The organism is Burkholderia ubonensis, assembly GCF_902833085.1.
Lineage (GTDB): Bacteria > Pseudomonadota > Gammaproteobacteria > Burkholderiales > Burkholderiaceae > Burkholderia > Burkholderia ubonensis.
Window position 1 is genome coordinate 190,737 of the sequence record NZ_CADFEB010000010.1, and the last position, 22,965, is coordinate 213,701.

Here is a 22,965-nt window from a genome sequence, read left to right on the forward strand (position 1 = left end):
GGTTTCGCGAATGCGAACGCACAATCTAGCAAAAAGGCCGAGACGGCGTCGTGACGCGTGCGGCGAGCCGCCAGGGCGAGGAGGACAGGGGCGCAATGCGGGTCGTGCAGGGATCAGCGCGCGCGCCGAAACGATGCCAATTTCGCCAACAAGCGGGACAGCAGGAAGGTGCGACGAAGCGCCTGGACTTTCTCGTATTCCCGGTTGACGAAGCGTCGGCCGGTCTGGCGTTCATAGCGGTACAACGCATACAGGTAGGCAAGTCTCGGCCCGATGAATACGGCGGCGACGTAAGAAAATGCCAGCGCGTACAGCGATGCCACGATCAGAATCGCGCTGCTGTTTTCGCCGATGTAGGTGTTCAACGCAATCGGCAGGTTGGCGGTTAATGCGATGGTCGCTGGCGCGAGCGTGTTCGGGGGAACGGTCATGCCGCAGTTGGGGTCGATCGTGAACGAGCGGGTATCGGCGAGGTATTCGCCATTTTTGAAACGGCGATCGGGGTGGCGCTTCAGTTCGCGGAGTTTGAGGGCAAACGTCAACGCGAGTGCGGTCAATATGGTTGCGTGATAGAGAAAGACAAACAGCAGGTACGGCTTGCTGGATGCTGGTTTTTCGATGATCGACCACGTGCTCAATATGGCGGTACCCATCAGAAGACCGAATACGGCAAAGATATTGACCGTGTACGCCGCCAGAAAGCGTACGGACAGCGCGGAGCGATACTTGATGTGGTATCCGGCAGCCAGCCCTGCAACAAGAACTGCAAGCATGGGCCAGCTCGTGAGCTGGAATGCGATGCCGTTTGCTTTCGCGATGGCGTACAGGCAGAAGCTGAAGATCATGAAGCTGCCCGGGCCGAGGCAAAGCGGGGCATGGCAGAGCAACGGGCGGGCGCGCTCAAGGTCGGGGAACATCATGTTAGTTGTCCAGCAGGCGTTGGACCTGCGATTCTGCAAAGTCAGGACCGGTGGACGCGTTCCAGACTGATTGCACGAAATATCCGGCTCCGAAGGCGATCAGGATGACCGGAAGGGCGCTCATGCCGTTCGCGAGCAGGGCGATGGACGTAGCCGCCGAAATGCCAATCCCGATCGCATTCCCGCCTATCGCCGGAACGTCCACGGTCTGCGAAGTCGTGCGTCCAGTCGGACGCGGAACACTGGCCTGATGTAACGAGCGCGTTCAGAAGCTGGTCCGCAAGATGCGGATCGATATCGAAATCGCCGCTGAACGAATCGTCACCGATCAACCAGCCGTTGCGTTGATGCGTGCGAATGCTTGTATGGGCGGGCAGGTTTTCAGCGAGCGTGCGGCGATGGCGTCGCAATGCATCACATACCGCGAAGCTTTGCGAGCGGGCGTGATCGGCGAGCGGACCGGTCATGTTCGGATTTCCCGTGTTCGACAGACGAATCGACGACATTACAAATATCTTTCAATTTCATCAATTGGACCGGAACGAAAGTTGAGAGGCATGTCGACCGATCCGCGCCATCCTTTCGCCCATCAGCCCGGTCACGCATGATGAGCGCCGCTCATATTGCCCACTGCGTTTCGATCAGCCGCAGCGCCGCCGCGATCGCCGGCTCGTCGCGCCGTGCGGCGAGCGTCACGAACGTCAGCTCGGTCGGCACCGTCACGCGTTCGACGATCGTCAGCGCGTGCGCGTGCGCTTCGGCCAGCGCGGTCGAGTCGCGCGCGAGCGTGAGCCCGATCCCCGACTTGACGAGATCCAGCATCGACTGCTCCTGGTCGACCTCGGCAACCTTCACCGGCTGCGCGCGCGCATCCGCGAACCGGCGCGACAGCAGCCGGTGATGCGCGGACTGCGGCGGCGTCCAGATCCACGGCAGCGCGGCGAGCGCGCGCCAGTCCTGCGCGCGCTGCACGCGCTCCTTCCAGCCGGCCGGCGCGAGCACCCGATACTGGAAATGCGTGAGCGTGACGGTATGGAACAGCGCACCGTCGCGCGGATCGTCCTCGCCGGGCTGGCCGATGTAATAGCCGACGTCGAGCGCCTGCGCGCGCACCTGCTCGAGCACCCAGCCCGACATCCCGTGGCGCAGCGCGGTCTCGATCTGCGGATGGGTCTCGACGAGCGCGCGCAGGAAGCCGCCCAGGCGCAGGAATTCCGGATCGAGGATCGTGCCGATCCGCAGCCGGCCGCGCACCTCGTGGCGCAGCGCGGCGGCCGCGCGCTGCACGTCGGCGGCCGCGGCGAGCGCGCGTTCCGCGTGCGGCAGCAGCGTCTGGCCGTCGCGCGTGAGCGCGAGCCCGCGCGACGTGCGCGTGAACAGCACGACGCCGAGCGTCTCCTGCAGATGCTTGACCTGCAGGCTGACGGCCGGCTGTGTGAGGTGCAGCTGCTCGGCGGCGCGCGTCAGGTTGCCTTCGCGGGCCACCGCGGCGAAGGCGCGGAGCAGGGTGAGGTCCATCGTCGTGATCGGTCCTGATATAAGCGCGGCTTATGACGCAATTGAGCATAACTCATTGGATCGGCGGCCGGCAGCGGCGGTACGCTTCATCGGCCACGTCATCCGACGTATCCCACCCAACGAGCGAGATCTGGAGAGACACACATGAGCGAGACCGAGCAGCGCCCCCGCCTGCTGACCCATTTCATCGGCGGCCGCGCGGTCGACGGCGCGAGCGATCGCTACGGCGACGTGTTCGATCCGGCGCTCGGCGAGGTTGCCGCGCGCGTGCCGCTCGCGAGCGCGGCCGAAGTCGACGCGGCGGTCGCGGCCGCGCAGGCCGCGTTCCCGGCCTGGAGCGAGACGGCGCCGATCAAGCGGGCGCGAGTGATGTTCCGCTTCAAGGAGCTGCTCGACCGCCATCACGACGAGCTGGCCGAGCTGATCACGCGCGAGCACGGCAAGGTGTTCTCCGACGCGAAGGGCGAGGTGATGCGCGGCATCGAGGTCGTCGAGTTCGCGTGCGGGATCCCGAACCTGCTGAAGACCGATTTCACCGACCAGATCGGCGGCGGCATCGACAACTGGAACCTGCGGCAGCCGCTCGGCGTCGTCGCGGGCGTGACGCCGTTCAACTTCCCGATGATGGTGCCGTGCTGGATGTTCCCGGTCGCGCTCGCGTGCGGCAACACGTTCGTGCTGAAGCCGTCCGAGCGCGATCCGTCGGCGTCGCTGCGGCTCGCCGAGCTGCTGAAGGAGGCCGGGCTGCCGGACGGCGTGTTCAACGTCGTGCACGGCGACAAGACCGCCGTCGACGCGCTGATCGCGCACCCGGACGTCGCCGCGCTGTCGTTCGTCGGCTCGACGCCGATCGCGGAATACATCTACACGGAAGGCACGAAGCGCGGCAAGCGCGTGCAGGCGCTCGGCGGCGCGAAGAACCATCTCGTCGTGATGCCGGACGCCGATCTCGACCAGGCCGTCGACGCGCTGATCGGCGCCGCGTACGGCTCGGCCGGCGAGCGCTGCATGGCGATCTCGGTGGCGGTCGCGGTGGGCGACGTCGGCGACGCGCTGATCGAGCGCCTCGTGCCGCGCGTGAAGGCGCTGAAGATCACGAACGGGATGGACCCGGCCGCGGAGATGGGGCCGCTCGTCACCGCCGCGCATCGCGCGAAGGTCGCCGGCTACATCGACGCGGGCGTGGCCGCCGGCGCGAAGCTCGTCGTCGACGGCCGCGATCACGTCGTGGCGGGCCACGAGAAGGGCTTCTTCCTCGGCGGCACGCTGTTCGACCGCGTGACGACCGACATGTCGATCTATCGCGAGGAGATCTTCGGGCCGGTGCTCGCGATCGTGCGCGTGCCGGATTTCGCGAGCGCGGTGCAGCTGATCAACGCGCACGAGTTCGCGAACGGCGTGTCGTGCTTCACGTCCGACGGCGGCATCGCGCGCGCGTTCTCGCGGCAGATCCAGGTCGGCATGGTCGGCATCAACGTGCCGATTCCGGTGCCGATGGCATGGCATTCGTTCGGCGGCTGGAAGCGCTCGCTGTTCGGCGATCACCACGCGTACGGCGACGAAGGCGTGCGGTTCTATACGCGCTACAAGAGCATCATGCAGCGCTGGCCGGACAGCATCGCAAAGGGCGCGGAATTCACGATGCCGGTCGCGAAGTAGGCGGCCGGCAATCGGGACGGATCGGGCGGGGGCCGCCCGAAGCGCTATGCTGGAAATATCGCGCGATGCCGAAATCGCGCGGCGCACAACAAGCGAGCTTTGCATGGGACCATGCGTAAGCGCTAAAGAGCTAACGCTGGTCGACAGGGGACAGGCTGTGAACACTGAACGGACGCTCGAGGGTGAATTCGATTACGTGATCGTCGGCGCGGGCACCGCGGGCTGCGTGCTCGCGAACCGTCTGACCGAGGATCCGGACGTCACCGTGCTGCTGCTCGAAGCCGGCGGCAAGGACGACTATCCGTGGATCCATATCCCGGTCGGCTACCTGTATTGCATCGGCAATCCGCGCACCGACTGGCTTTACAAGACGCAGCCGGAAGCGGGGCTGAACGGCCGCGCGCTGTCGTATCCGCGCGGCCGCGTGCTCGGCGGCTCGTCGTCGATCAACGGGATGATCTACATGCGCGGCCAGCGCGAGGACTACGACGGCTGGGCGCGCGAGACGGGCGACGCGGGCTGGTCGTGGGACAGCGTGCTGCCGATCTTTAAACGCAGCGAGGATCACCACGCGGGCGCGAGCGACGTGCATGGCGCGGGCGGCTGCTGGCGCGTCGAGAAACAGCGGCTGCGCTGGGAAATCCTCGAATCGTTCGCGCACGCGGCGCAGGAAACCGGCATCCCCGCGACCGACGACTTCAACGGTGGCGACAACACCGGCGTCGGCTATTTCGAGGTGAACCAGAAGCGCGGCGTGCGCTGGAGCGCGTCGAAGGCGTTCCTGCGTCCGGCGATGTCGCGGCCGAACCTGACCGTGATCACCGGCGCGCACGTGCAGCGCGTGATCTTCGACGGGCGGCGCGCGACCGGCGTCGAATATCGCGGCGGCGGCACGGAATTCATCGCGCGCTCGCGCGCCGAAGTGCTGCTGACGTCGGGCGCCGTCAATTCGCCGCAATTGCTCGAACTGTCCGGCATCGGCGACGGCCGGCGGCTGCAGGCGCTCGGCATCGACGTCGTGCAGGACCTGCGCGGCGTCGGCGAAAACCTGCAGGATCACCTGCAGCTGCGGATGGCGTTTCGCGTCGAGGGCGTGCGCACGCTCAACACGCTGGCCGCGCACTGGTGGGGCAAGCTCGCGATCGGCGCCGAATATGCGCTGCTGCAGCGCGGGCCGATGTCGATGGCGCCGTCGCAGCTCGGCGCGTTCGCGAAATCCGATCCGGACGACCCGACGCTCACGCGGCCCGATCTCGAATATCACGTGCAGCCGCTGTCGCTCGAGCGCTTCGGCGAGCCGCTGCACAGCTTCAATGCGTTTACCGCATCGGTCTGCCACCTGCGGCCGACGTCGCGCGGCAGCATCCACATCGCGAGCGCCGATCCGGGCGCGGCGCCCGCGATCGCGCCGAACTATCTGTCGACCGACCACGATCGCCACGTCGCCGCGAACGCGCTGCGGCTCACGCGCCGGATCGCGTCCGCGCCGGCGCTCGCGCGATACCGCCCCGAAGAAATCCTGCCGGGCCCGCGCTACCGGACCGAAACCGAACTGATCGAAGCGGCCGGCGCGGTCGGCACGACGATCTTCCATCCGGTCGGCACCTGCCGGATGGGGCGCGCGGACGACGACGGCGCCGTGGTCGACAGCCGGCTGCGGGTGCGCGGCGTCGCCGGGCTGCGGGTGGTCGACGCGTCGGTGATGCCGACCATCACGTCGGGCAACACCAACTCGCCGACGCTGATGATCGCGGAGCGCGCGAGCGACATGATCCGCGCGGACCGGCGCGCATCTCACGACGCGGCGCTGGTGGGGCGCGATGCGGCCGTATCTGCCGCATGACCGCCAGCTGGTTCGCCATGCATATCAAGCCGGCGCCCGCCGATTATTTCGGTTAGGAAAATATTCGCCGTTATGCCGCGCGTGAGCGTGACGGATTTTTGTTGCGTAATCGCGCGCAAATCGAATGCGACTTTCGGCGCAAGCCCGTGCGCACGCGGCCGCGCAGCCGCGTAGGGAAGGGTGACGCAATCCGCATGCCGGCCAAAAATATTCCGTAAAACGTCGTTCCGATCGGTCCGATATGGCGGCCAGCCCTATAAGTGCAAATCCCGATGAATGCACTGCACCAACGGCGCGACAATGTTGCGCAGTGTGAATACGCGTCGGCGCGGGAGACCACCCACGAGACGTGACGCAAAGCTCGGGGGCAGCCTTATCATCCGCTGACATGTTTGCGGCCGTTTGCGCGAACCCTCCCGGTGCTTCGCCCGATTTCGTACGGAAGGGAACATGATTCTCGGCGACACGATTCTCGAAACACGCGGACTGACGAAGGAATTCAAGGGCTTCACCGCCGTGAACGGCGTCAACCTGCGCGTGCGTCGCGGGTCGATCCACGCATTGATCGGACCGAACGGCGCGGGCAAGACCACCTGCTTCAACCTCCTGACCAAATTCCTGACGCCGACGGCCGGCCAGATCGTCTTCAACGGCATCGACATCACCGACGAGCGGCCCGCACAGGTCGCGCGGCGCGGCATCATCCGTTCGTTCCAGATCTCCGCGGTGTTTCCGCACCTGAGCGCGCTGCAGAACGTGCGGCTCGGCCTGCAGCGCTCGCTCGGCACCGAATTCCATTTCTGGCGCAGCGAGCGCTCGCTGAAGGCGCTCGACGATCGCGCGATGGACCTGCTCACGCAGGTCGGCCTGACCGATTTCGCGCACGTGCCGACCGTCGAGCTCGCCTATGGCCGCAAGCGCGCGCTCGAGATCGCGACGACGCTCGCGATGGAGCCGGAGCTGATGCTGCTCGACGAGCCCACGCAAGGGATGGGCCACGAAGACGTCGACCGCGTGACCGCGCTGATCAAGAAGGTGGCGAGCGGGCGCACGATCCTGATGGTCGAGCACAACATGAACGTGATCGCGGGCATCTCCGACACGATCACCGTCCTGCAGCGCGGAGAAGTGCTTGCCGAGGGCTCGTATGCGGAGGTGTCGAAGAATCCGCTCGTCATCGAGGCATACATGGGCAGCGCCGATGCAGCGCTCGCGGGGGCGCACGCATGAAGCGCAGCGAACGGGAGGAACGCGAATTGAGCGGCGTCGAAAGCGGCACGCCTGCGCTGGAGATCTCGGGCCTCGAAGCCTGGTACGGGGAATCCCACATATTGCACGGCGTCGATCTCGCCGTGCACCGCGGCGAGGTCGTGACGCTGCTCGGCCGCAACGGCGCGGGCCGCACGACGACGCTGCGCGCGATCATGGGCCTGACGGGCCGCCGCAGCGGCTCGATCAAGGTCGCCGGCCACGAGACGATCGGCCTCGCGACGCACCGGATCGCGCATTACGGCGTCGGCTATTGCCCGGAGGAGCGCGGCATCTTCTCGAGCCTGTCGTGCGAGGAGAACCTGATGCTGCCGCCGCTGATCGGGCCGCAGGAGCACGCGATGTCGCTCGACGACATCTATGCGATGTTCCCGAACCTCGCATCGCGCCGGCAGAGCCAGGGCACGCGGCTGTCCGGCGGCGAGCAGCAGATGCTCGCGGTCGCGCGGATCCTGCGCACCGGCGCGAACCTGCTGCTGCTCGACGAGATTTCCGAGGGTCTCGCGCCCGTGATCGTGCAGACGCTCGCGAAGATGATCGTCGCGCTGAAGGCGCGCGGCTACACGATCGTGATGGTCGAACAGAATTTCCGCTTTGCCGCGCCGCTCGCCGACCGGTTCTACGTGATGGAGCACGGCCGGATCGTCGAGCATTTCGGCGCGCGCGAACTCGCAAGCAAGATGCCGGTGCTGCACGACCTGCTCGGCGTCTGACGCCATCCCGCGCCGCTAGCCGTGGCGGCCGCTGTCGAATAACCACAACGCATCAGAAGAACAGGAGACGTCAATGAAAATGAAGACCCTCGCACGCGCCTGTCTCGCGCTCGCGGCCGCCGCGTTCACCGCCGGCGCCGCGCAGGCCGCGGATACCGTGAAGATCGGTTTCATCACCGACATGTCGGGGCTTTATGCGGACATCGACGGGCAGGGCGGCCTCGAGGCGATCCGCATGGCGGTCGCGGACTTCGGCGGCAAGGTGCTCGGCAAGCCGATCGAGGTCGTGTACGCGGATCACCAGAACAAGGCGGACATCGCGGCGTCGAAGGCGCGCGAGTGGATGGACCGCGGCGGGCTCGACCTGCTCGTCGGCGGCACGAACTCGGGAACGGCGCTGTCGATGAACACCGTCGCGGCGGAGAAGAAGAAGGTCTACATCAACATCGGCGCGGGCGCGGACACGCTGACGAACGAGCAGTGCACGCCGTACACGGTGCACTACGCGTACGACACGATGGCGCTCGCGAAGGGCACCGGCTCGGCGGTGGTGAAGCAGGGCGGCAAGACGTGGTTCTTCCTGACCGCCGACTACGCGTTCGGCAAGGCGCTCGAGAAGAACACGTCGGACGTCGTGAAGGCGAACGGCGGGCAGGTGATGGGCTACGTGCGGCATCCGCTGTCCGCGTCGGACTTCTCGTCGTTCCTGCTGCAGGCGCAGGCGTCGAAGGCGCAGATCCTCGGCCTCGCGAACGCGGGCGGCGACACGATCAACGCGATCAAGGCGGCGAAGGAGTTCGGCATCACGAAGACGATGAAGCTCGCCGCGCTGCTGATGTTCATCAACGACGTGCACAGCCTCGGCCTGGAGACGACCCAGGGGCTCGTGCTGACCGACAGCTGGTACTGGAACCGCGATGCGGCGTCGCGCCAGTGGGCGCAACGCTACTTCGGCAAGATGAAGAAGATGCCGTCGAGCCTGCAGGCGGCCGACTATTCGTCGGTGACGACCTACCTGAAGGCGGTGCAGGCGGCCGGCACGACCGACTCCGACAAGGTGATGGCCGAGCTGAAGAAGGCGAAGATCAACGACTTCTATGCAAAGGGCTACATCCGCGCGGACGGCAGCATGATCCACGACATGTATCTGATGGAGGTGAAGAAGCCGTCCGAATCGAAGGAGCCGTGGGATTACTACAAGGTGCTCGCGACGATTCCGGGCGAACAGGCGTTCACGACCAAGCAGGAGACGCGCTGCGCGTCATGGAAGTAAGCGCGCGGCGGCGGGCGGGGCAGGGCGCCCCGCCGCCTGCGCGCGCGCCTAATCGGTTGCGCGCGCAACGAACCTCACTCTGACGGCGGAAGCGATGGAAATCTTTGGCATTCCGTTGCCGGCGATGCTGAGCCAGTTGTTGCTCGGGCTCGTCAACGGCTCGTTCTACGCGATCCTGAGCCTCGGGCTCGCGGTGATATTCGGGCTGCTCAACGTGATCAACTTCGCGCATGGCGCGCTGTTCATGCTGGGCGCGATGCTCGCATGGATGGGGCTTTCGTATTTCGGGCTGCCCTACTGGGCGATGCTCGTGATCGCGCCGGTGCTCGTCGGCGTGTTCGGCATCGTCGTCGAGCGCTCGATGCTGCGCTGGCTGTACAAGCTCGACCACCTTTACGGGCTGCTGCTGACGTTCGGCCTGACGCTCGTCGTCGAGGGCGTGTTCCGCTCGATCTACGGCGCGTCCGGGCAGCCTTACGACGTGCCGTCGCAGCTCGCCGGCGCGACCAATCTCGGCTTCATGTTCCTGCCGAACTATCGCGCGTGGGTCGTCGTCGCGTCGCTCGCGGTGTGCCTCGTGACCTGGTTCGTGATCGAGAAGACGCGCCTGGGCGCATACCTGCGCGCGGGCACGGAGAATCCGAAGCTCGTCGAGGCGTTCGGCGTGAACGTGCCGATGATGATCACGCTCACCTACGGCTTCGGCGTCGCGCTCGCCGCGTTCGCGGGCGTGCTGGCCGCGCCGGTGATCCAGGTGTCGCCGCTGATGGGCCAGCCGATGATCATCACCGTGTTCGCGGTGGTCGTGATCGGCGGGATGGGCTCGATCCTCGGCTCGATCCTCACCGGCCTGATGCTCGGCGTGATCGAGGGCTTTACGCGGGTGTTCTATCCGGAGGCGTCGGCGACGGTCGTGTTCGTGATCATGGCGATCGTGCTGCTGATCCGTCCGGCAGGCCTCTTCGGCAAGGAAAGATGATGCAGAGAAAAGTGCTCTACGGCGTGCTGCTCGCCGCACTGCTCGTCGCGCCGTTCGCCGGCGCGTATCCGGTGTTCGTGATGAAGGTGCTCGCGTTCGCGCTGTTCGCGGCCGCGTTCAACCTGCTGATCGGCTATACGGGGCTGCTGTCGTTCGGCCACGCGATGTTCCTCGCGACGTCGGGCTACCTGACGGGCTATGCGCTGCAGACACTCGGCTTCACGCCCGAGCTCGGCGTGCTCGCGGGCACCGCGGCGGCGACGCTGCTCGGCCTCGTGGTCGGCCTGTTCGCGATCCGCAGGCAGGGGATCTACTTCGCGATGATCACGCTCGCGTTCGCGCAGATGATCTACTTCATCTACCTGCAGGCGCCGTTCACGCACGGCGAGGACGGCCTGCAGGGCGTGCCGCGCGGCCGGCTGTTCGGCGTGCTCGACCTGTCGTCGGACCTGGTGCTCTATTACGTCGTGCTCGCGATCATCGTCGCGGCCTGCGCGTTCATCGTGCGGATCGTGCATTCGCCGTTCGGCCAGGTGCTCGTCGCCATCAAGGAGAACGAAGCGCGCGCGGTCTCGCTCGGCTACGACACCGACCGCTTCAAGCTGCTCGCGTTCATCCTGTCGGCCGGGCTCGCGGGGCTGGCCGGCTCGCTGAAGGTGCTCGTGCTCGGCTTCGAGACGCTCAGCGACGCGTACTGGACGATGTCGGGCCTCGTCGTGCTGATGACGCTCGTCGGCGGGATGGGCACGCTGTTCGGCCCGCTGCTCGGCGCCGCGCTGATCGTCGCGCTCGAGGATCGGCTCGGCGACATCGGCGAATGGCTCGCATCGCTGACCGGCATCGGCTGGTTCCACTCGCTCGGCGAATCGGCGACGATCGTGACCGGGCTGATCTTCATCGCGTGCGTGCTCGCGTTCCGGCGCGGCATCGTCGGCGAAATGATCGCGCGGTATAAACCGCTCAAAGCATCGTGACGCGTTGATGCGAAGCACCATCGGGCACCGGTTCCGGACCGCGCCCGGGCGCGCTCCGGCAGGCGCTGTGCGGCAGATTGGTGCCCCATTTTCGTGCGGCGATGCACCATAGGGGTAAATGCTAAGTTGCCGCAGTGTGAAAGGTCCTTTAATCTTCGTCTCAGTTCTGATGCACCGCGAAACGAATTTTGCAGGTGGAGAACGAGGAGACAATCGAGGCACAAAGTGCCCGGACCCAAAGCGCTGTTGGACGGAATCCAACAGCGCTTTTTCATTTGCGCGCGCAACTTTCTCTTTCCGCCGAGCGCGCGGCGGCCGGCTTCGCATGCTGCCCATGCTGTCATTTCATGCGTTTGGCGCGGCTGTCTTTCTCTCCGTTTCCCCATAATGGATTGCTGCATGCGCTTCGGGCTTACCCGGTTAGCGCACGCAGGGTGCGTCCGCTACACTCGCCTTTCGCCGACCAATCGGTCGGGAATACAGTCGGCAGTTCTCCTACAAGCAGAATCCAGAAAACGGAGTGCGGTTTGATGAGAAACGCAGCGCGGTGGAGCGAAGTCGGAGGGGCGGCGGGGCTCGCCAGAAGCGTTCTTGCGCGGCTGCAGCGGCTTGCCGCGACACCGATCGAACCGGCCGATGCGCAGCGCGCATGAGCGTCCGGCGCACACGCCGTGCATTGCGCCGGCATCACAGCGGACGGAGTCCGTTCCGCGATCGATTTCCACGCGGTTATCCCGGTTATCTTGCGACGAGCCTGCCCGGCGGCGTCACGGGAAAACGAGCGTAGGCGCGGTCATGCGGGATAGTTAAATTATTAACTTGTTTGAGTAAAGACCGGGCGCCGACCGAGCGCCCCGAGGATTTTTCGAGCAGCGTTTGGAGACACGTGATGAAAATGAATCGATGGATGGAGGCCGTGCTCGCCGCGGGCCTGGTGTGCGCGGCGGCGACGGCGTCGGCGCAGGTGAAGATCGGCGTCACGCTGTCGGCCACCGGGCCGGCCGCGTCGCTCGGCATCCCGGAAAAGAACACGATCGCGCTGCTGCCGAAGGAAATCGCGGGCAAGGGCGTGCAGTACATCGTGCTCGACGACGCATCCGACACGAGCCGCGCGGTGCAGAACGTGCGCAAGCTGATCGACGAGGACCACGTCGACGCGATCATCGGCTCGTCGGTCACGCCGAACTCGCTCGCGATGCTCGATCCGGTGTCGCAGGGCAAGACCCCGGCGATCTCGCTCGCCGCGAGCGCGCAGATCATCGCGCCGATGGACGCGAAGCGCGCGTGGATGTTCAAGGTGCCGCAGAACGATCGCCTGATGGCCGACGCGATCGCGGGCTACATGGCGAAGCACGGCGTGAAGACGGTCGGCTTCATCGGCTTCGCGGACGCGTACGGCGACAGCTGGTACAGCACGTTCAGCGCGGCCGCCGCCGCGAACGGCCTCAAGATCGTGTCGAACGAGCGCTACAACCGCACCGACGCGTCGGTGATGGGGCAGGTGCTGAAGCTGGCCAGCTCGAATCCCGATGCGATGCTGATCGCCGGCTCCGGCACGCCGGCGGCATTGCCCGCGAAGACGCTGAAGGAGCGCGGCTACAAGGGCAAGGTGTACCAGACCCACGGCGTCGCGAACAACGACTTCCTGCGCGTGTGCGGCAAGGACTGCGAAGGCGAGATCCTGCCGGCCGGCCCGGTGCTCGTCACCGACCAGCTGCCCGACTCGAACCCGGTGAAGAAGCCGTCGCAGGGCTACAAGGCGGCTTACGAGAAGGCGTACGGCGCGGGATCGGTGTCGACGTTCGGCGGTCATGCGTGGGATGCCGGCCTGCTGCTGCAGCGGGCGATTCCCGATGCGCTGAAGAAGGGCCAGCCGGGCACCGAGGCGTTCCGCGAAGCGCTGCGCGCGGCGCTCGAGAACGTGAAGGACCTGCCGGTGTCGCACGGCGTGATCAACATGACGCCGGCCGATCACAACGGCTTCGATACGCGGGCGCGCGTGATGGTGCAGATCGTCGACGGCAAGTGGAAGCTGCAGGCCGACTGAGTTTCACGTGAATGACGACGGCGCGTGCGGGCGGCAGGACGCCGCGCGCGCGGTCGGCCGGCGCTCGCCGTTTCCCCGCAGCCTTCTCGACACACGATACGTATGGATTTCTCGATTGCGGCGATCCTCGCGCAAGACGGCATCACGACCGGCGCCATCTATGCATTGCTGTCGCTGGCGCTCGTGCTGGTGTTTTCCGTCACGCGGGTGATCTTCATTCCCCAGGGCGAGTTCGTCGCCTACGGCGCGCTGACGCTCGCCGCATTGCAGGCGCAGAAGTTTCCCGCCACCTGCTGGCTGCTGTTCGTGATGGGCATCGCGTGCTTCGTGCTCGAAGTCGGCGGCCTGATCCGGCATCGCGCGCGTCGTCATCAGCTCGGCCGCACGCTGACGACGCTCGTCAGCCGCTACGTGCTGCTGCCGCTCGCGGTGTTCGCGGTCACGCGCAGCTATGCCGCGCAGCCGCTGCCCATGCTCGCGCAGATCGCGCTGACGCTCGCGATCGTGGTGCCGATGGGGCCGTTCGTCTACCGGCTCGTCTACCAGCCGGTGGCCGAGGCGACCACGCTGCTGCTGCTGATCGTGTCGGTCGCGCTCCATTTCGCGATGGTGGGGCTCGGGCTCGTGATGTTCGGCGCGGAGGGCTCGCGGACCAACGCGTTCTCCGATGCGTCGCTGTCGGTCGGCAGCCTGACGATCTCGCTGCAGAGCGTGCTGGTGGTCGTCACGGCGCTCGTGCTGATCGCGGCGCTCTACGTGTACTTCGGCCGCACGATCGCCGGCAAGGCGCTGCGCGCGACGTCGGTGAACCGGCTCGGGGCGCGGCTCGTCGGCATCGGCACGACGGAAGCGGGGCGGCTCGCCTTCACGCTCGCGGCGGGGCTCGGCGTGCTGTCGGGCATCCTCGTCGGGCCGCTGACGACGATCTACTACGACTCCGGCTTCCTGATCGGCCTGAAGGGCTTCGTCGGCGCGATCATCGGCGGGCTCGTCAGCTATCCGCTCGCGGCGGCCGGCTCGCTGCTCGTCGGCGTGCTCGAATCGTATTCGTCGTTCTGGGCGAGTGCGTACAAGGAGGTGATCGTGTTCACGCTGATCATTCCGGTGCTGCTGTGGCGCAGCTTCGCGACGCCGCACGCGGAAGAGGACGAGGAGTGACGCGATGAAGAAGATCGTGCGCAACAAGACGTTCTGGCTGTTTCTCGTGGTGCTGTTCGCGCTGCCGGTGCTGCCCGGCGTGCTGCGGGTGCCCGAATACTGGATCACGCTGCTGAACTACATCGGCCTGTACGCGATCGTCGCGATCGGGCTCGTGCTGCTGACGGGCGTCGGCGGGATGACGAGCTTCGGGCAGGCGGCCTTCGTCGGCATCGGCGCGTACGCGACCGCATACCTGACGACGCGCTACGGCGTGTCGCCATGGCTCGGGCTGATCGCCGGCGTCGTGCTGACGGCGCTCGTCGCGCTCGTGCTGGGCGCGGTGACGATGCGGCTGTCCGGGCATTTCCTGCCGCTCGGCACGATCGCCTGGGGCCTCGCGCTGTTCTACCTGTTCGGAAACCTCGAGCTGCTCGGCAAGTACGACGGGATCAACGGCATTCCGGCGCTGAACCTGTTCGGCGTCGTGCTGGACAGCGGACGCAGCCTGTATTTCCTGATCTGGGCGGTCGTGCTCGCGGCGATCGTGTCGGTGCAGAACCTGCTGAACAGCCGGCCGGGCCGCGCGATCCGCGCGCTGCGCGGCGGCGGCGTGATGGCCGAGGCGATGGGCGTGAACACCGCGTGGATGCGCGTCGTGATCTTCGTCTACGCGGCGGTGCTCGCGGCGGTTTCCGGCTTCCTGTACGCGCACCTGCAGCGCGCGGTGAACCCGACGCCGTTCGGCCTGAATCACGGAATCGAATTCCTGTTCATGGCGGTGGTCGGCGGCGTCGCGCATGTGTGGGGCGCGGTGCTCGGCGCGGCGATCCTCACCGTGCTGCAGGACTACCTGCAGACGCTGCTGCCGAAGCTGCTCGGCTCGGAAGGCAACTTCGAGATCATCGTGTTCGGCGTGCTGATGGTGCTGCTGCTGCAGTACGCGCGGCAGGGCGTGTGGCCGTTCGTCGCGAGGCTGTTTCCACGTGGATCGCGCGCGCACGCGCCGCGCGACGCCGATCCTTTGCCGCAGCGCAGCAGGCCGGCGACGGGAGAAGCGCTGCTGGTCGTCGACAACGCGCGCAAGCAATTCGGCGGGCTGGTGGCCGTCAACGACGTCAGCTTCGAGGTCGGCGCGGGGCAGATCATCGGCCTGATCGGCCCGAACGGCGCCGGCAAGTCGACGACCTTCAATCTCGTGACGGGCGTGCTGCGGCCGTCGAGCGGCGCGATCACGTTCCGCGGCGAGCGGATCGACGGCCTGACGTCGCGCGAGATCGTCCGGCGAGGCATCGGCCGCACGTTCCAGCATGTGAAGCTGCTGCCGGGGATGACGGTGCTCGAGAACGTCGCGCTCGGCGCGCATCTGCGCGGCACGACCGGCGTCTGGCGCAGCGTCATGCGGCTCAATGCCCACGAGGAAGCGCGGTTGCTGGCCGAAGCGGCGCGCCAGATCCGCCGCGTCGGGCTCGAAACCCATATGTACGACGAAGCGGTGAGCCTCGCGCTCGGCCAGCAGCGGATTCTCGAAATTGCCCGCGCGCTGTGCTGCGACCCGACACTGCTGCTGCTCGACGAGCCGGCCGCCGGGCTGCGCTACAAGGAGAAGCAGCAGCTGGCGGATCTGTTGCGGCGGCTGAAATCGGAGGGGATGAGCGTGCTGCTCGTCGAGCACGACATGGACTTCGTGATGAATCTCACCGATCGGCTGGTGGTGATGGAGTTCGGCACGCGGATCGCGGAAGGGCTGCCGCAGGACGTGCAGCAGGATCCGGCGGTGCTCGAAGCGTACCTGGGCGGGGTGGAATGATGGCGGACACGATGCCGATTCTCGACGTGCACGGGCTCTCGGTCCGGTACGGCAAGGTGGAGGCGCTGCACGGCGCGGCGATCAAGGTCGGCGCGGGGCAGATCGTCAGCGTGATCGGGCCCAATGGGGCCGGCAAATCGACGCTGCTGAACGCGGTCATGGGCGCGCTGCCGGTCACCGGCCACGCGTCGGGCGCGGTCGTCTATCGCGGCACCGACGTCGGCGCGCTGCCGGTCGAGCAGCGAGTGGCGCGCGGCATGTGCCTCGTGCCGGAAAAGCGCGAGCTGTTCGGCACGATGTCGGTGGAGGACAACCTCGTGCTCGGCGCGTACCGGCGCAAGCAGGCGGGCGAAGCGAGCTTCCTCGACCAGCTCGATCACGTGTTCGCGCTGTTTCCTCGGCTGAAGGAGCGGCGTAACCAGGCAGCCGGCACGCTGTCCGGCGGCGAGCGGCAGATGCTCGCAGTGGGGCGGGCGCTGATGGGCAAGCCCGACCTGCTGATGCTCGACGAACCGAGTCTCGGCCTTGCGCCGCTGATCGTGAAGGAGATTTTTCATATCATCAGCGCGCTGCGCGGCACCGGTGTCGCGACGCTGCTGATCGAGCAGAACGCGCGGGCGGCGCTGCAGATTTCCGACTACGGCTATGTGCTCGAGACCGGCGAATTCGCGCTGGAAGGGCCGGCGGCCGAGCTTGCACAGAATCCTCGCGTGATCGAAACGTACCTCGGGTTGGCGAAGAAGACGGCTTGAGCGGTGGGTTCGGCGGAAAGCGGGCGGCGTGTTTCACGTGAAACACGCCGCTTTTGTTTGAGTGGTGCGTGCGTCGATGCGTTGTTACAGCGGGGACCGACCGTAGTCGGGACGCAAGACTCGACGGCCACACAGTGTTGGGATAAGTGCCACGCAAACGGCCCGAAATTCTGTGCCTGCGGCGTGCGGAACACGCTCGGATGCGCCACTGGCGCCGGTCGGACGGCACAGATTCGCCGATCGACCAGCGGAAAATCGGCGAAATGAACGGACCCTACCATTCGGACGGTCTTCGGGTGAAAAGCGAACCCGCTATAATTCGGCCCATACATTTCTCAGATAGGTTCGCGCGCAGTCCTGCGTGCGGAATCCACCATGCTTTTTCCCACAGAATTTGACGTCATCGTCGTCGGTGGCGGTCATGCCGGCACGGAAGCCGCGCTCGCGTCCGCCCGTATGGGCGTGAAGACGCTGCTGCTGACGCACAACATCGAAACGCTTGGGCAGATGAGTTGCAATCCGTCGATCGGCGGTATCGGCAAGGGGCATCTGGTCAAGGAAGTCGACGCGCTGGGCGGCGCCATGGCTGCCGCGACGGACGAGAGCGGCATCCAGTTCCGGATCCTCAATTCGTCGAAAGGGCCGGCCGTGCGTGCGACGCGCGCCCAGGCCGACCGCATCCTGTACAAGGCGGCGATTCGTCACCGCCTCGAGAACCAGCCCAATCTGTGGCTGTTCCAGCAGGCGGTCGACGACCTGATGGTCGAAGGGGACCGGGTGGTGGGGGCCGTGACGCAGATCGGCATCCGTTTCCGCGCCCGCGCGGTGGTGTTGACCGCCGGGACCTTCCTCGACGGCAAGATCCACGTCGGCCTGAACAACTACACGGGCGGCCGCGCCGGCGATCCGGCAGCCGTGACGCTGTCGTCGCGCCTGAAGGAGCTGAAGCTGCCGCAAGGGCGGCTGAAGACCGGGACGCCGCCACGCATCGACGGCCGCACGATCGATTTTTCGAAGCTGGAAGAGCAGCCCGGTGATCTGGACCCGATTCCGGTGTTCTCGTTCCTGGGCCGTGCGGAGCAGCATCCGCAGCAACTGCCGTGCTGGGTCACGCATACGAACGAGCGCACGCACGACATCATCCGCGGCGGTCTCGATCGCTCGCCGATGTATACCGGCGTGATCGAAGGCGTCGGGCCGCGCTACTGCCCGTCGATCGAGGACAAGATCCATCGTTTCGCGTCCAAGGAATCGCATCAGATCTTCCTGGAGCCGGAAGGGCTGACGACCAACGAGTTCTACCCGAACGGGATCTCGACGAGCCTGCCGTTCGACGTCCAGCTCGAGCTCGTGCACTCGATGCGCGGCCTCGAACAGGCCCACATCCTGCGCCCGGGCTACGCGATCGAGTACGACTACTTCGATCCGCGCGCGCTGAAGGCGTCGCTTGAGACCAAGGCGATCAACGGGCTGTTCTTTGCGGGTCAGATCAACGGCACGACGGGCTACGAGGAAGCGGCGGCTCAAGGGCTGCTGGCCGGCGTCAACGCGGGCCTGTACGTGCAGGAGAAGGACGCATGGTGCCCGCGTCGCGACCAGGCGTATCTGGGCGTGCTGGTCGACGATCTGGTGACGCGCGGCGTCGCCGAGCCGTACCGGATGTTCACGAGCCGGGCCGAATACCGTCTGAGCCTGCGTGAAGACAATGCGGACATGCGCCTGACCGAGATCGGCCGCGAACTGGGTCTGGTGGACGACGTGCGCTGGGATGCGTTCTGCCGGAAGCGCGACGCTGTTTCACGTGAAACCGAGCGCCTGAAGTCGACATGGGTCACGCCGAAGACGCTGCCGGCCGACGAGGCCACGGCGCTGCTCGGCAAGGCAATCGACCACGAATACAGCCTCGCCGAACTGCTGCGCCGCCCGGGCATCAGTTACGACGGCGTGTGCGGCCTGAAGGGAGGCGAATGCGGCCCGGCGGAGCCGCTGACCGACGATCCGGTGCTGCTTGAGCAGATCAAGGAGCAGGTCGAGATCGGCATCAAATATCAGGGCTATATCGAGCGTCAGGCGAACGAGATCGAGCGCAACGACGCGAACGAAAACACGCGCTTGCCGGACGGCATCGACTACCGCGAGGTGCGCGGCCTGTCGTTCGAAGTGAGTCAGAAGCTGAATCAGTTCCGGCCGGAAACGATCGGCCAGGCGTCGCGCATTTCGGGCGTCACGCCGGCGGCGATCTCGCTGCTGATGGTGCACCTGAAGCGCCGCGGCCTGGGTCGCCGCAACGGCAATGCCGCCGAGGCAGTGGAGCAGGGGGACGGCAGCGTCCCGACGCAGCAATGACGGCGCGTCGCGCGCCGGCGCTCAATCGGGATGGCCTGGAGAGGATGCTCGTCGAGGGCGCGCATGCACTCGACGTCGCGCTGACGGATGCGCAGCGAAATCAGTTGCTCGACTATGTCGCGCTGCTCGGGAAGTGGAACGCGGTCTATAACCTGACCGCGATTCGCGATCCGCAGCAGATGCTGATTCAGCACATCCTCGATTCGCTTTCGATCGTTCCTCATTTGCGTGGCCGCGCGTCGGCACGCGTGCTCGACGTCGGGTCGGGCGGCGGGCTGCCGGGCATCGTGCTGGCGATCGTGCTGCCGGATTGGCAGATCACACTGAACGATATCGTCCAGAAGAAGTCTGCATTCCAGACGCAAACCCGAGCCGAGCTGAAACTCGCGAACCTGTCGGTCGTGACCGGGCGCGTGGAAACGCTGCAGCCGGGCGTCGAAGTGCCGGAAAAATTCGACGTAATCGTATCGCGCGCTTTCGCGGATCTCTCCGACTTCGTTAAACTTGCTCGACATCTGGTTGCGCCCGGCGGATCGATCTGGGCGATGAAGGGCGTGCACCCGGATGACGAGATTGCACGGCTGCCCGACGGCAGCCACGTGAAGCAGACCATTCGGCTGGCGGTGCCGATGCTCGATGCCGAACGGCATCTGATCGAAGTCGCCGTCGACGAGGCGAATTGACGGCGCGCTGTCGGCGCGCCGATTGTTTGAAGTTAGAAGGACACACCAACGATGGCAAAGATCTTCTGCGTTGCGAACCAGAAGGGGGGCGTCGGCAAGACGACGACAACGGTCAATCTCGCCGCGAGCCTTGCAGCGCAGGAGCAACGTGTCCTGCTGATCGATCTCGACCCGCAAGGCAACGCGACGATGGGTAGCGGGATCGACAAGGCGGGCGTCGAGTCGACCGTGTACGAGGTACTGGTCGACGGCGTCACGGTTGCCGATGCGCGTGTGCGCCCCGAAGCGGTGACGTACGACGTGCTGCCGGCGAACCGCGAGCTGTCCGGCGCCGAAATCGAGCTGATCGGCATCGACAATCGCGAGCGGCGGTTGAAGGCGGCGCTCGAGCGCGTGGCCGACGATTACGACTTCGTGCTGATCGATTGCCCGCCGACGCTGTCGCTGCTGACGCTGAACGGCCTGTGCGCGGCGCACGGCGTCGTGATTCCGATGCAGTGCGAGTACTTCGCACTCGAGGGCCTGTCGGATCTCGTCAATACGATCAAGCAGGTGCACGCGAACATGAACCGCGACCTGAAGATCATCGGCTTGCTGCGGGTGATGTTCGATCCGCGCATCACGCTGCAGCAGCAGGTTTCCGACCAACTGAAGGCGCACTTCGGCGACAAGGTGTTCGACGTGGTGATTCCGCGCAACGTTCGCCTCGCGGAAGCGCCGAGTTACGGGTTGCCGGGCGTCGTGTTCGACCGCGGCTCGCGCGGTGCGCAAGCCTATCTCCAGTTCGGCGCCGAGATGATCGAGCGCGTGCGCGCATTCGATGCGTGATCCGGACATGAGCGAAGCGAGGAAGAAAGACATGAACGCGGTGCCGAAGAAGAAAGGGTTGGGTCGTGGCCTCGAAGCGCTGCTCGGCGGCAGTGCCGACATCACCGAAGCAGTGAAGATCGAGGGCGCGCCGAACACGCTCGCGCTTGCGAAGTTGCAGGCCGGCAAGTACCAGCCGCGGACGCGAATGGACGAGGGCAGCCTGCAGGAGCTGGCGGCGAGCATCCGCGCGCAGGGCGTGATGCAGCCGATCCTGGTTCGCCCCATTTCGTCAGACAAATACGAGATCATCGCGGGCGAGCGGCGTTTCCGCGCCGCGCGTCTCGCCGGCCTCGAAGAGGTGCCGGTGCTCGTGAAGGATGTGTCCGATCAAGCCGCCGCCGCAATGGCGCTGATCGAGAACATCCAGCGCGAAGACCTGAATCCGCTGGAAGAGGCGCACGGCATCCAGCGCTTGCTCGACGAATTCCATTTCACGCACGAGCAGGCCGCCGAATCGGTCGGCCGTTCGCGCAGCGCGGTGTCGAACCTGCTGCGCCTGCTGAATCTCGCGGCGCCGGTGCAGACGATGCTGCTCGCCGGCGATCTCGACATGGGCCATGCGCGCGCGCTGCTGGCAGTCGATGCGGCGACGCAGATCACGCTTGCGCACCAGGTCGTGAACAAGCGCATGTCGGTGCGCGAGACCGAGAAGCTCGTCACCCAGACGACGAAGGAAGCGCCTGCCGTGAAGGCGCGTGCGAAGGACGACGGCGGCCGCGACACGCGCCGTCTCGAAGAGGAGTTGTCCGACCTGCTGGCATCGACGGTGAAGATCAAGCTCGGCCGGCGCGGGCGAGGGCAGGTGACGATCGATTTCGGCAACCTCGATGCGCTCGAGGGCATCCTCGCGCGCTTGCGCGGCAACGTGACGGCGGAAGAGTAACGGGGTGTCGCCGATGGACAACGCGGGCGCGTGGGCGCCGCGCCGGTGGTTCCGCTGGCTCGCGCAGGAGCCGGTGCTGGCCGTGCTGGTCGCCGGCTTCATCCTGCTGCAATGGGTGCGCCCGCAACCATTCGGAGTGCTGGTCGATCGCGTCGACTGGCAGACGGTCGCGACGCTTGCCGGCCTGCTGATGCTGACGAAGGCGCTCGAGCTGTCCGGGTGCCTGATGTGGCTGGCCCATCGGATCGTGCATCACGTGCATTCCGAGCGCTCGCTCGCGATGCTGCTCGTCGGGTTCTCCGCCGCGCTCGCGATGTGGCTCACCAACGACGTCGCGCTGTTCGTCGTCGTGCCGTTGATGGTGTCGCTGCGCGCATTGACGCCGCTGCCGTTCCGGCGGCTCGTGATCGTCGTCGCGCTGGCCGTCAACGCGGGGTCGGTCGCGACGCCGCTCGGCAATCCGCAGAACCTGTTCCTGTGGCAGTTGAGCGGCGTGTCGTTCAGCCGCTTCGTGCTCACGCTCGGGCCGCTCGCGATTGCATTGATGATCCTGCTGCTCGCGGTGACGGCTTGTGCGTTTCGTGCGAAGCCGCTCGACCTGTCCGCCGATGTCGTCGCGTTGCCGGTGCAGCGCATGCAGGCGCTCGTCGCGGCAGCCCTGTTCGCCGCGTTCGTGCTGCTTGCCGATGCGCATCATGCGCTGCATAGCTTGATCGCCGTTGCCATCGTGCTGGCGGTCGTGCGGCGCGACGCGGTATTGAAGATCGACTGGCTGCTGCTGCTGATCTTCGTGCTGATGTTCGTTGTGCTGCGCACCGCGGCTGCGCTGCCTGCGATACACGATGCGATCGCGCATGCGCGTCTCGATACGCCGCTGCGCGTGTTCGCGGCGGGCGCGATGTTGTCGCAAGGGATCAGCAACGTGCCTGCCGCGATCCTGCTGTCGGAGTTCACGCGGGACTGGCGCGCGCTTGCGTTCGGGGTATCCGTCGGCGGCTTCGGCATCGCGATCGGCTCGCTCGCGAACCTGATCGCGGTGCGGCTCGCGAAGGAGCCGCGCATGTGGCTGCCGTTTCACCTCGTGTCGATTCCGTTTGCGATCGCAAGCGCTGTGCTCGGCGGATGGCTGCTCGTTCACGGGTGAGTCGCACAGTACGCTTTCGATGCAGCGACGCATCGAAAGCAGGGCGCCCACAGCGATTCATCCGCAGCGACTCATCCGCGACGTCACATCCACCACGACTCATCCACAGCGGCCCACCAACCGCGCCATACGCGATCACCGGCCC

The 22,965-nt window shown here is 66.2% G+C and carries 19 protein-coding genes; 16 read left to right on the top strand and 3 right to left on the bottom strand.

Annotated features, from left to right (window positions below; translation table 11 throughout):
* Window positions 1-113 precede the first annotated feature (113 nt).
* The 3 genes from HWX31_RS27195 to HWX31_RS27205 form a co-directional block, all read right to left on the bottom strand.
* Window positions 114-920 carry a hypothetical protein gene (locus HWX31_RS27195; protein ID WP_174960614.1) on the bottom strand — a complete coding sequence of 269 codons (807 nt, stop codon included), beginning with the start codon at window positions 918-920 and terminating at the stop codon, window positions 114-116.
* A 41-nt stretch (window positions 921-961) separates the two neighbouring features.
* Complete coding sequence (locus HWX31_RS27200) at window positions 962-1,387, bottom strand: hypothetical protein (RefSeq protein ID WP_174960613.1); 426 nt, start codon at window positions 1,385-1,387, stop codon at window positions 962-964.
* Between the two features lie 151 nt (window positions 1,388-1,538).
* Window positions 1,539-2,438, bottom strand: coding sequence for a LysR family transcriptional regulator (locus tag HWX31_RS27205; protein ID WP_059614678.1), 900 nt, complete (start codon window positions 2,436-2,438; stop codon window positions 1,539-1,541).
* A gap of 144 nt (window positions 2,439-2,582) precedes the next feature.
* Between HWX31_RS27205 and HWX31_RS27210 the strand changes: the two genes are divergently transcribed.
* The 16 genes from HWX31_RS27210 to HWX31_RS27285 all read left to right on the top strand — a co-directional run bounded on the left by HWX31_RS27210 (window position 2,583) and on the right by HWX31_RS27285 (window position 22,820).
* The gene (locus HWX31_RS27210; protein WP_174960611.1) at window positions 2,583-4,097 is read left to right on the top strand and encodes a CoA-acylating methylmalonate-semialdehyde dehydrogenase; all 1,515 of its coding nucleotides are present in this window, start codon (window positions 2,583-2,585) and stop codon (window positions 4,095-4,097) included.
* Between the two features lie 157 nt (window positions 4,098-4,254).
* Window positions 4,255-5,940 carry a GMC family oxidoreductase gene (locus HWX31_RS27215; protein ID WP_174960609.1) on the top strand — a complete coding sequence of 562 codons (1,686 nt, stop codon included), beginning with the start codon at window positions 4,255-4,257 and terminating at the stop codon, window positions 5,938-5,940.
* Between the two features lie 450 nt (window positions 5,941-6,390).
* Window positions 6,391-7,170 carry an ABC transporter ATP-binding protein gene (locus tag HWX31_RS27220; protein ID WP_059609467.1) on the top strand — a complete coding sequence of 260 codons (780 nt, stop codon included), beginning with the start codon at window positions 6,391-6,393 and terminating at the stop codon, window positions 7,168-7,170.
* The gene (locus HWX31_RS27225; protein ID WP_174960607.1) at window positions 7,167-7,922 is read left to right on the top strand and encodes an ABC transporter ATP-binding protein; all 756 of its coding nucleotides are present in this window, start codon (window positions 7,167-7,169) and stop codon (window positions 7,920-7,922) included. The genes HWX31_RS27220 and HWX31_RS27225 overlap by 4 nt, the downstream gene beginning before the upstream one ends.
* 73 nt (window positions 7,923-7,995) lie before the next feature.
* Window positions 7,996-9,195: an ABC transporter substrate-binding protein gene (locus HWX31_RS27230; RefSeq protein ID WP_059609465.1), complete on the top strand. Its 1,200-nt coding sequence runs from the start codon at window positions 7,996-7,998 to the stop codon at window positions 9,193-9,195.
* Between the two features lie 94 nt (window positions 9,196-9,289).
* Window positions 9,290-10,174: a branched-chain amino acid ABC transporter permease gene (locus tag HWX31_RS27235; protein ID WP_174960605.1), complete on the top strand. Its 885-nt coding sequence runs from the start codon at window positions 9,290-9,292 to the stop codon at window positions 10,172-10,174.
* Window positions 10,174-11,148 (top strand): branched-chain amino acid ABC transporter permease, encoded by a 975-nt coding sequence (locus tag HWX31_RS27240; protein ID WP_059614881.1) that lies wholly within the window; start codon window positions 10,174-10,176, stop codon window positions 11,146-11,148. Before HWX31_RS27235 ends, HWX31_RS27240 begins: the two co-directional genes overlap by 1 nt.
* A gap of 889 nt (window positions 11,149-12,037) precedes the next feature.
* Window positions 12,038-13,195 (top strand): ABC transporter substrate-binding protein, encoded by a 1,158-nt coding sequence (locus HWX31_RS27245; RefSeq protein WP_174960603.1) that lies wholly within the window; start codon window positions 12,038-12,040, stop codon window positions 13,193-13,195.
* A gap of 102 nt (window positions 13,196-13,297) precedes the next feature.
* The gene (locus tag HWX31_RS27250; protein WP_174960601.1) at window positions 13,298-14,353 is read left to right on the top strand and encodes a branched-chain amino acid ABC transporter permease; all 1,056 of its coding nucleotides are present in this window, start codon (window positions 13,298-13,300) and stop codon (window positions 14,351-14,353) included.
* A gap of 4 nt (window positions 14,354-14,357) precedes the next feature.
* Window positions 14,358-16,142: a branched-chain amino acid ABC transporter ATP-binding protein/permease gene (locus tag HWX31_RS27255; protein ID WP_174960599.1), complete on the top strand. Its 1,785-nt coding sequence runs from the start codon at window positions 14,358-14,360 to the stop codon at window positions 16,140-16,142.
* Window positions 16,139-16,894 carry an ABC transporter ATP-binding protein gene (locus tag HWX31_RS27260; protein WP_174960597.1) on the top strand — a complete coding sequence of 252 codons (756 nt, stop codon included), beginning with the start codon at window positions 16,139-16,141 and terminating at the stop codon, window positions 16,892-16,894. Before HWX31_RS27255 ends, HWX31_RS27260 begins: the two co-directional genes overlap by 4 nt.
* Window positions 16,895-17,269: 375 nt before the next feature.
* Window positions 17,270-19,240, top strand: a complete 1,971-nt coding sequence (mnmG, locus tag HWX31_RS27265) for a tRNA uridine-5-carboxymethylaminomethyl(34) synthesis enzyme MnmG (RefSeq protein ID WP_174960595.1) — start codon at window positions 17,270-17,272, stop codon at window positions 19,238-19,240.
* On the top strand, window positions 19,237-19,923 hold the full coding sequence (rsmG, locus tag HWX31_RS27270) for a 16S rRNA (guanine(527)-N(7))-methyltransferase RsmG (protein ID WP_059530786.1): 687 nt from the start codon (window positions 19,237-19,239) through the stop codon (window positions 19,921-19,923). Before mnmG ends, rsmG begins: the two co-directional genes overlap by 4 nt.
* Window positions 19,924-19,974: 51 nt before the next feature.
* Entirely contained in the window at window positions 19,975-20,751 is a 777-nt protein-coding gene (locus tag HWX31_RS27275) for a ParA family protein (protein ID WP_010093111.1), read from the top strand.
* Between the two features lie 31 nt (window positions 20,752-20,782).
* Entirely contained in the window at window positions 20,783-21,676 is an 894-nt protein-coding gene (locus HWX31_RS27280) for a ParB/RepB/Spo0J family partition protein (protein WP_059477070.1), read from the top strand.
* 13 nt (window positions 21,677-21,689) lie between these two features.
* Window positions 21,690-22,820 carry an SLC13 family permease gene (locus tag HWX31_RS27285; RefSeq protein WP_174960651.1) on the top strand — a complete coding sequence of 377 codons (1,131 nt, stop codon included), beginning with the start codon at window positions 21,690-21,692 and terminating at the stop codon, window positions 22,818-22,820.
* Window positions 22,821-22,965 lie beyond the last annotated feature (145 nt).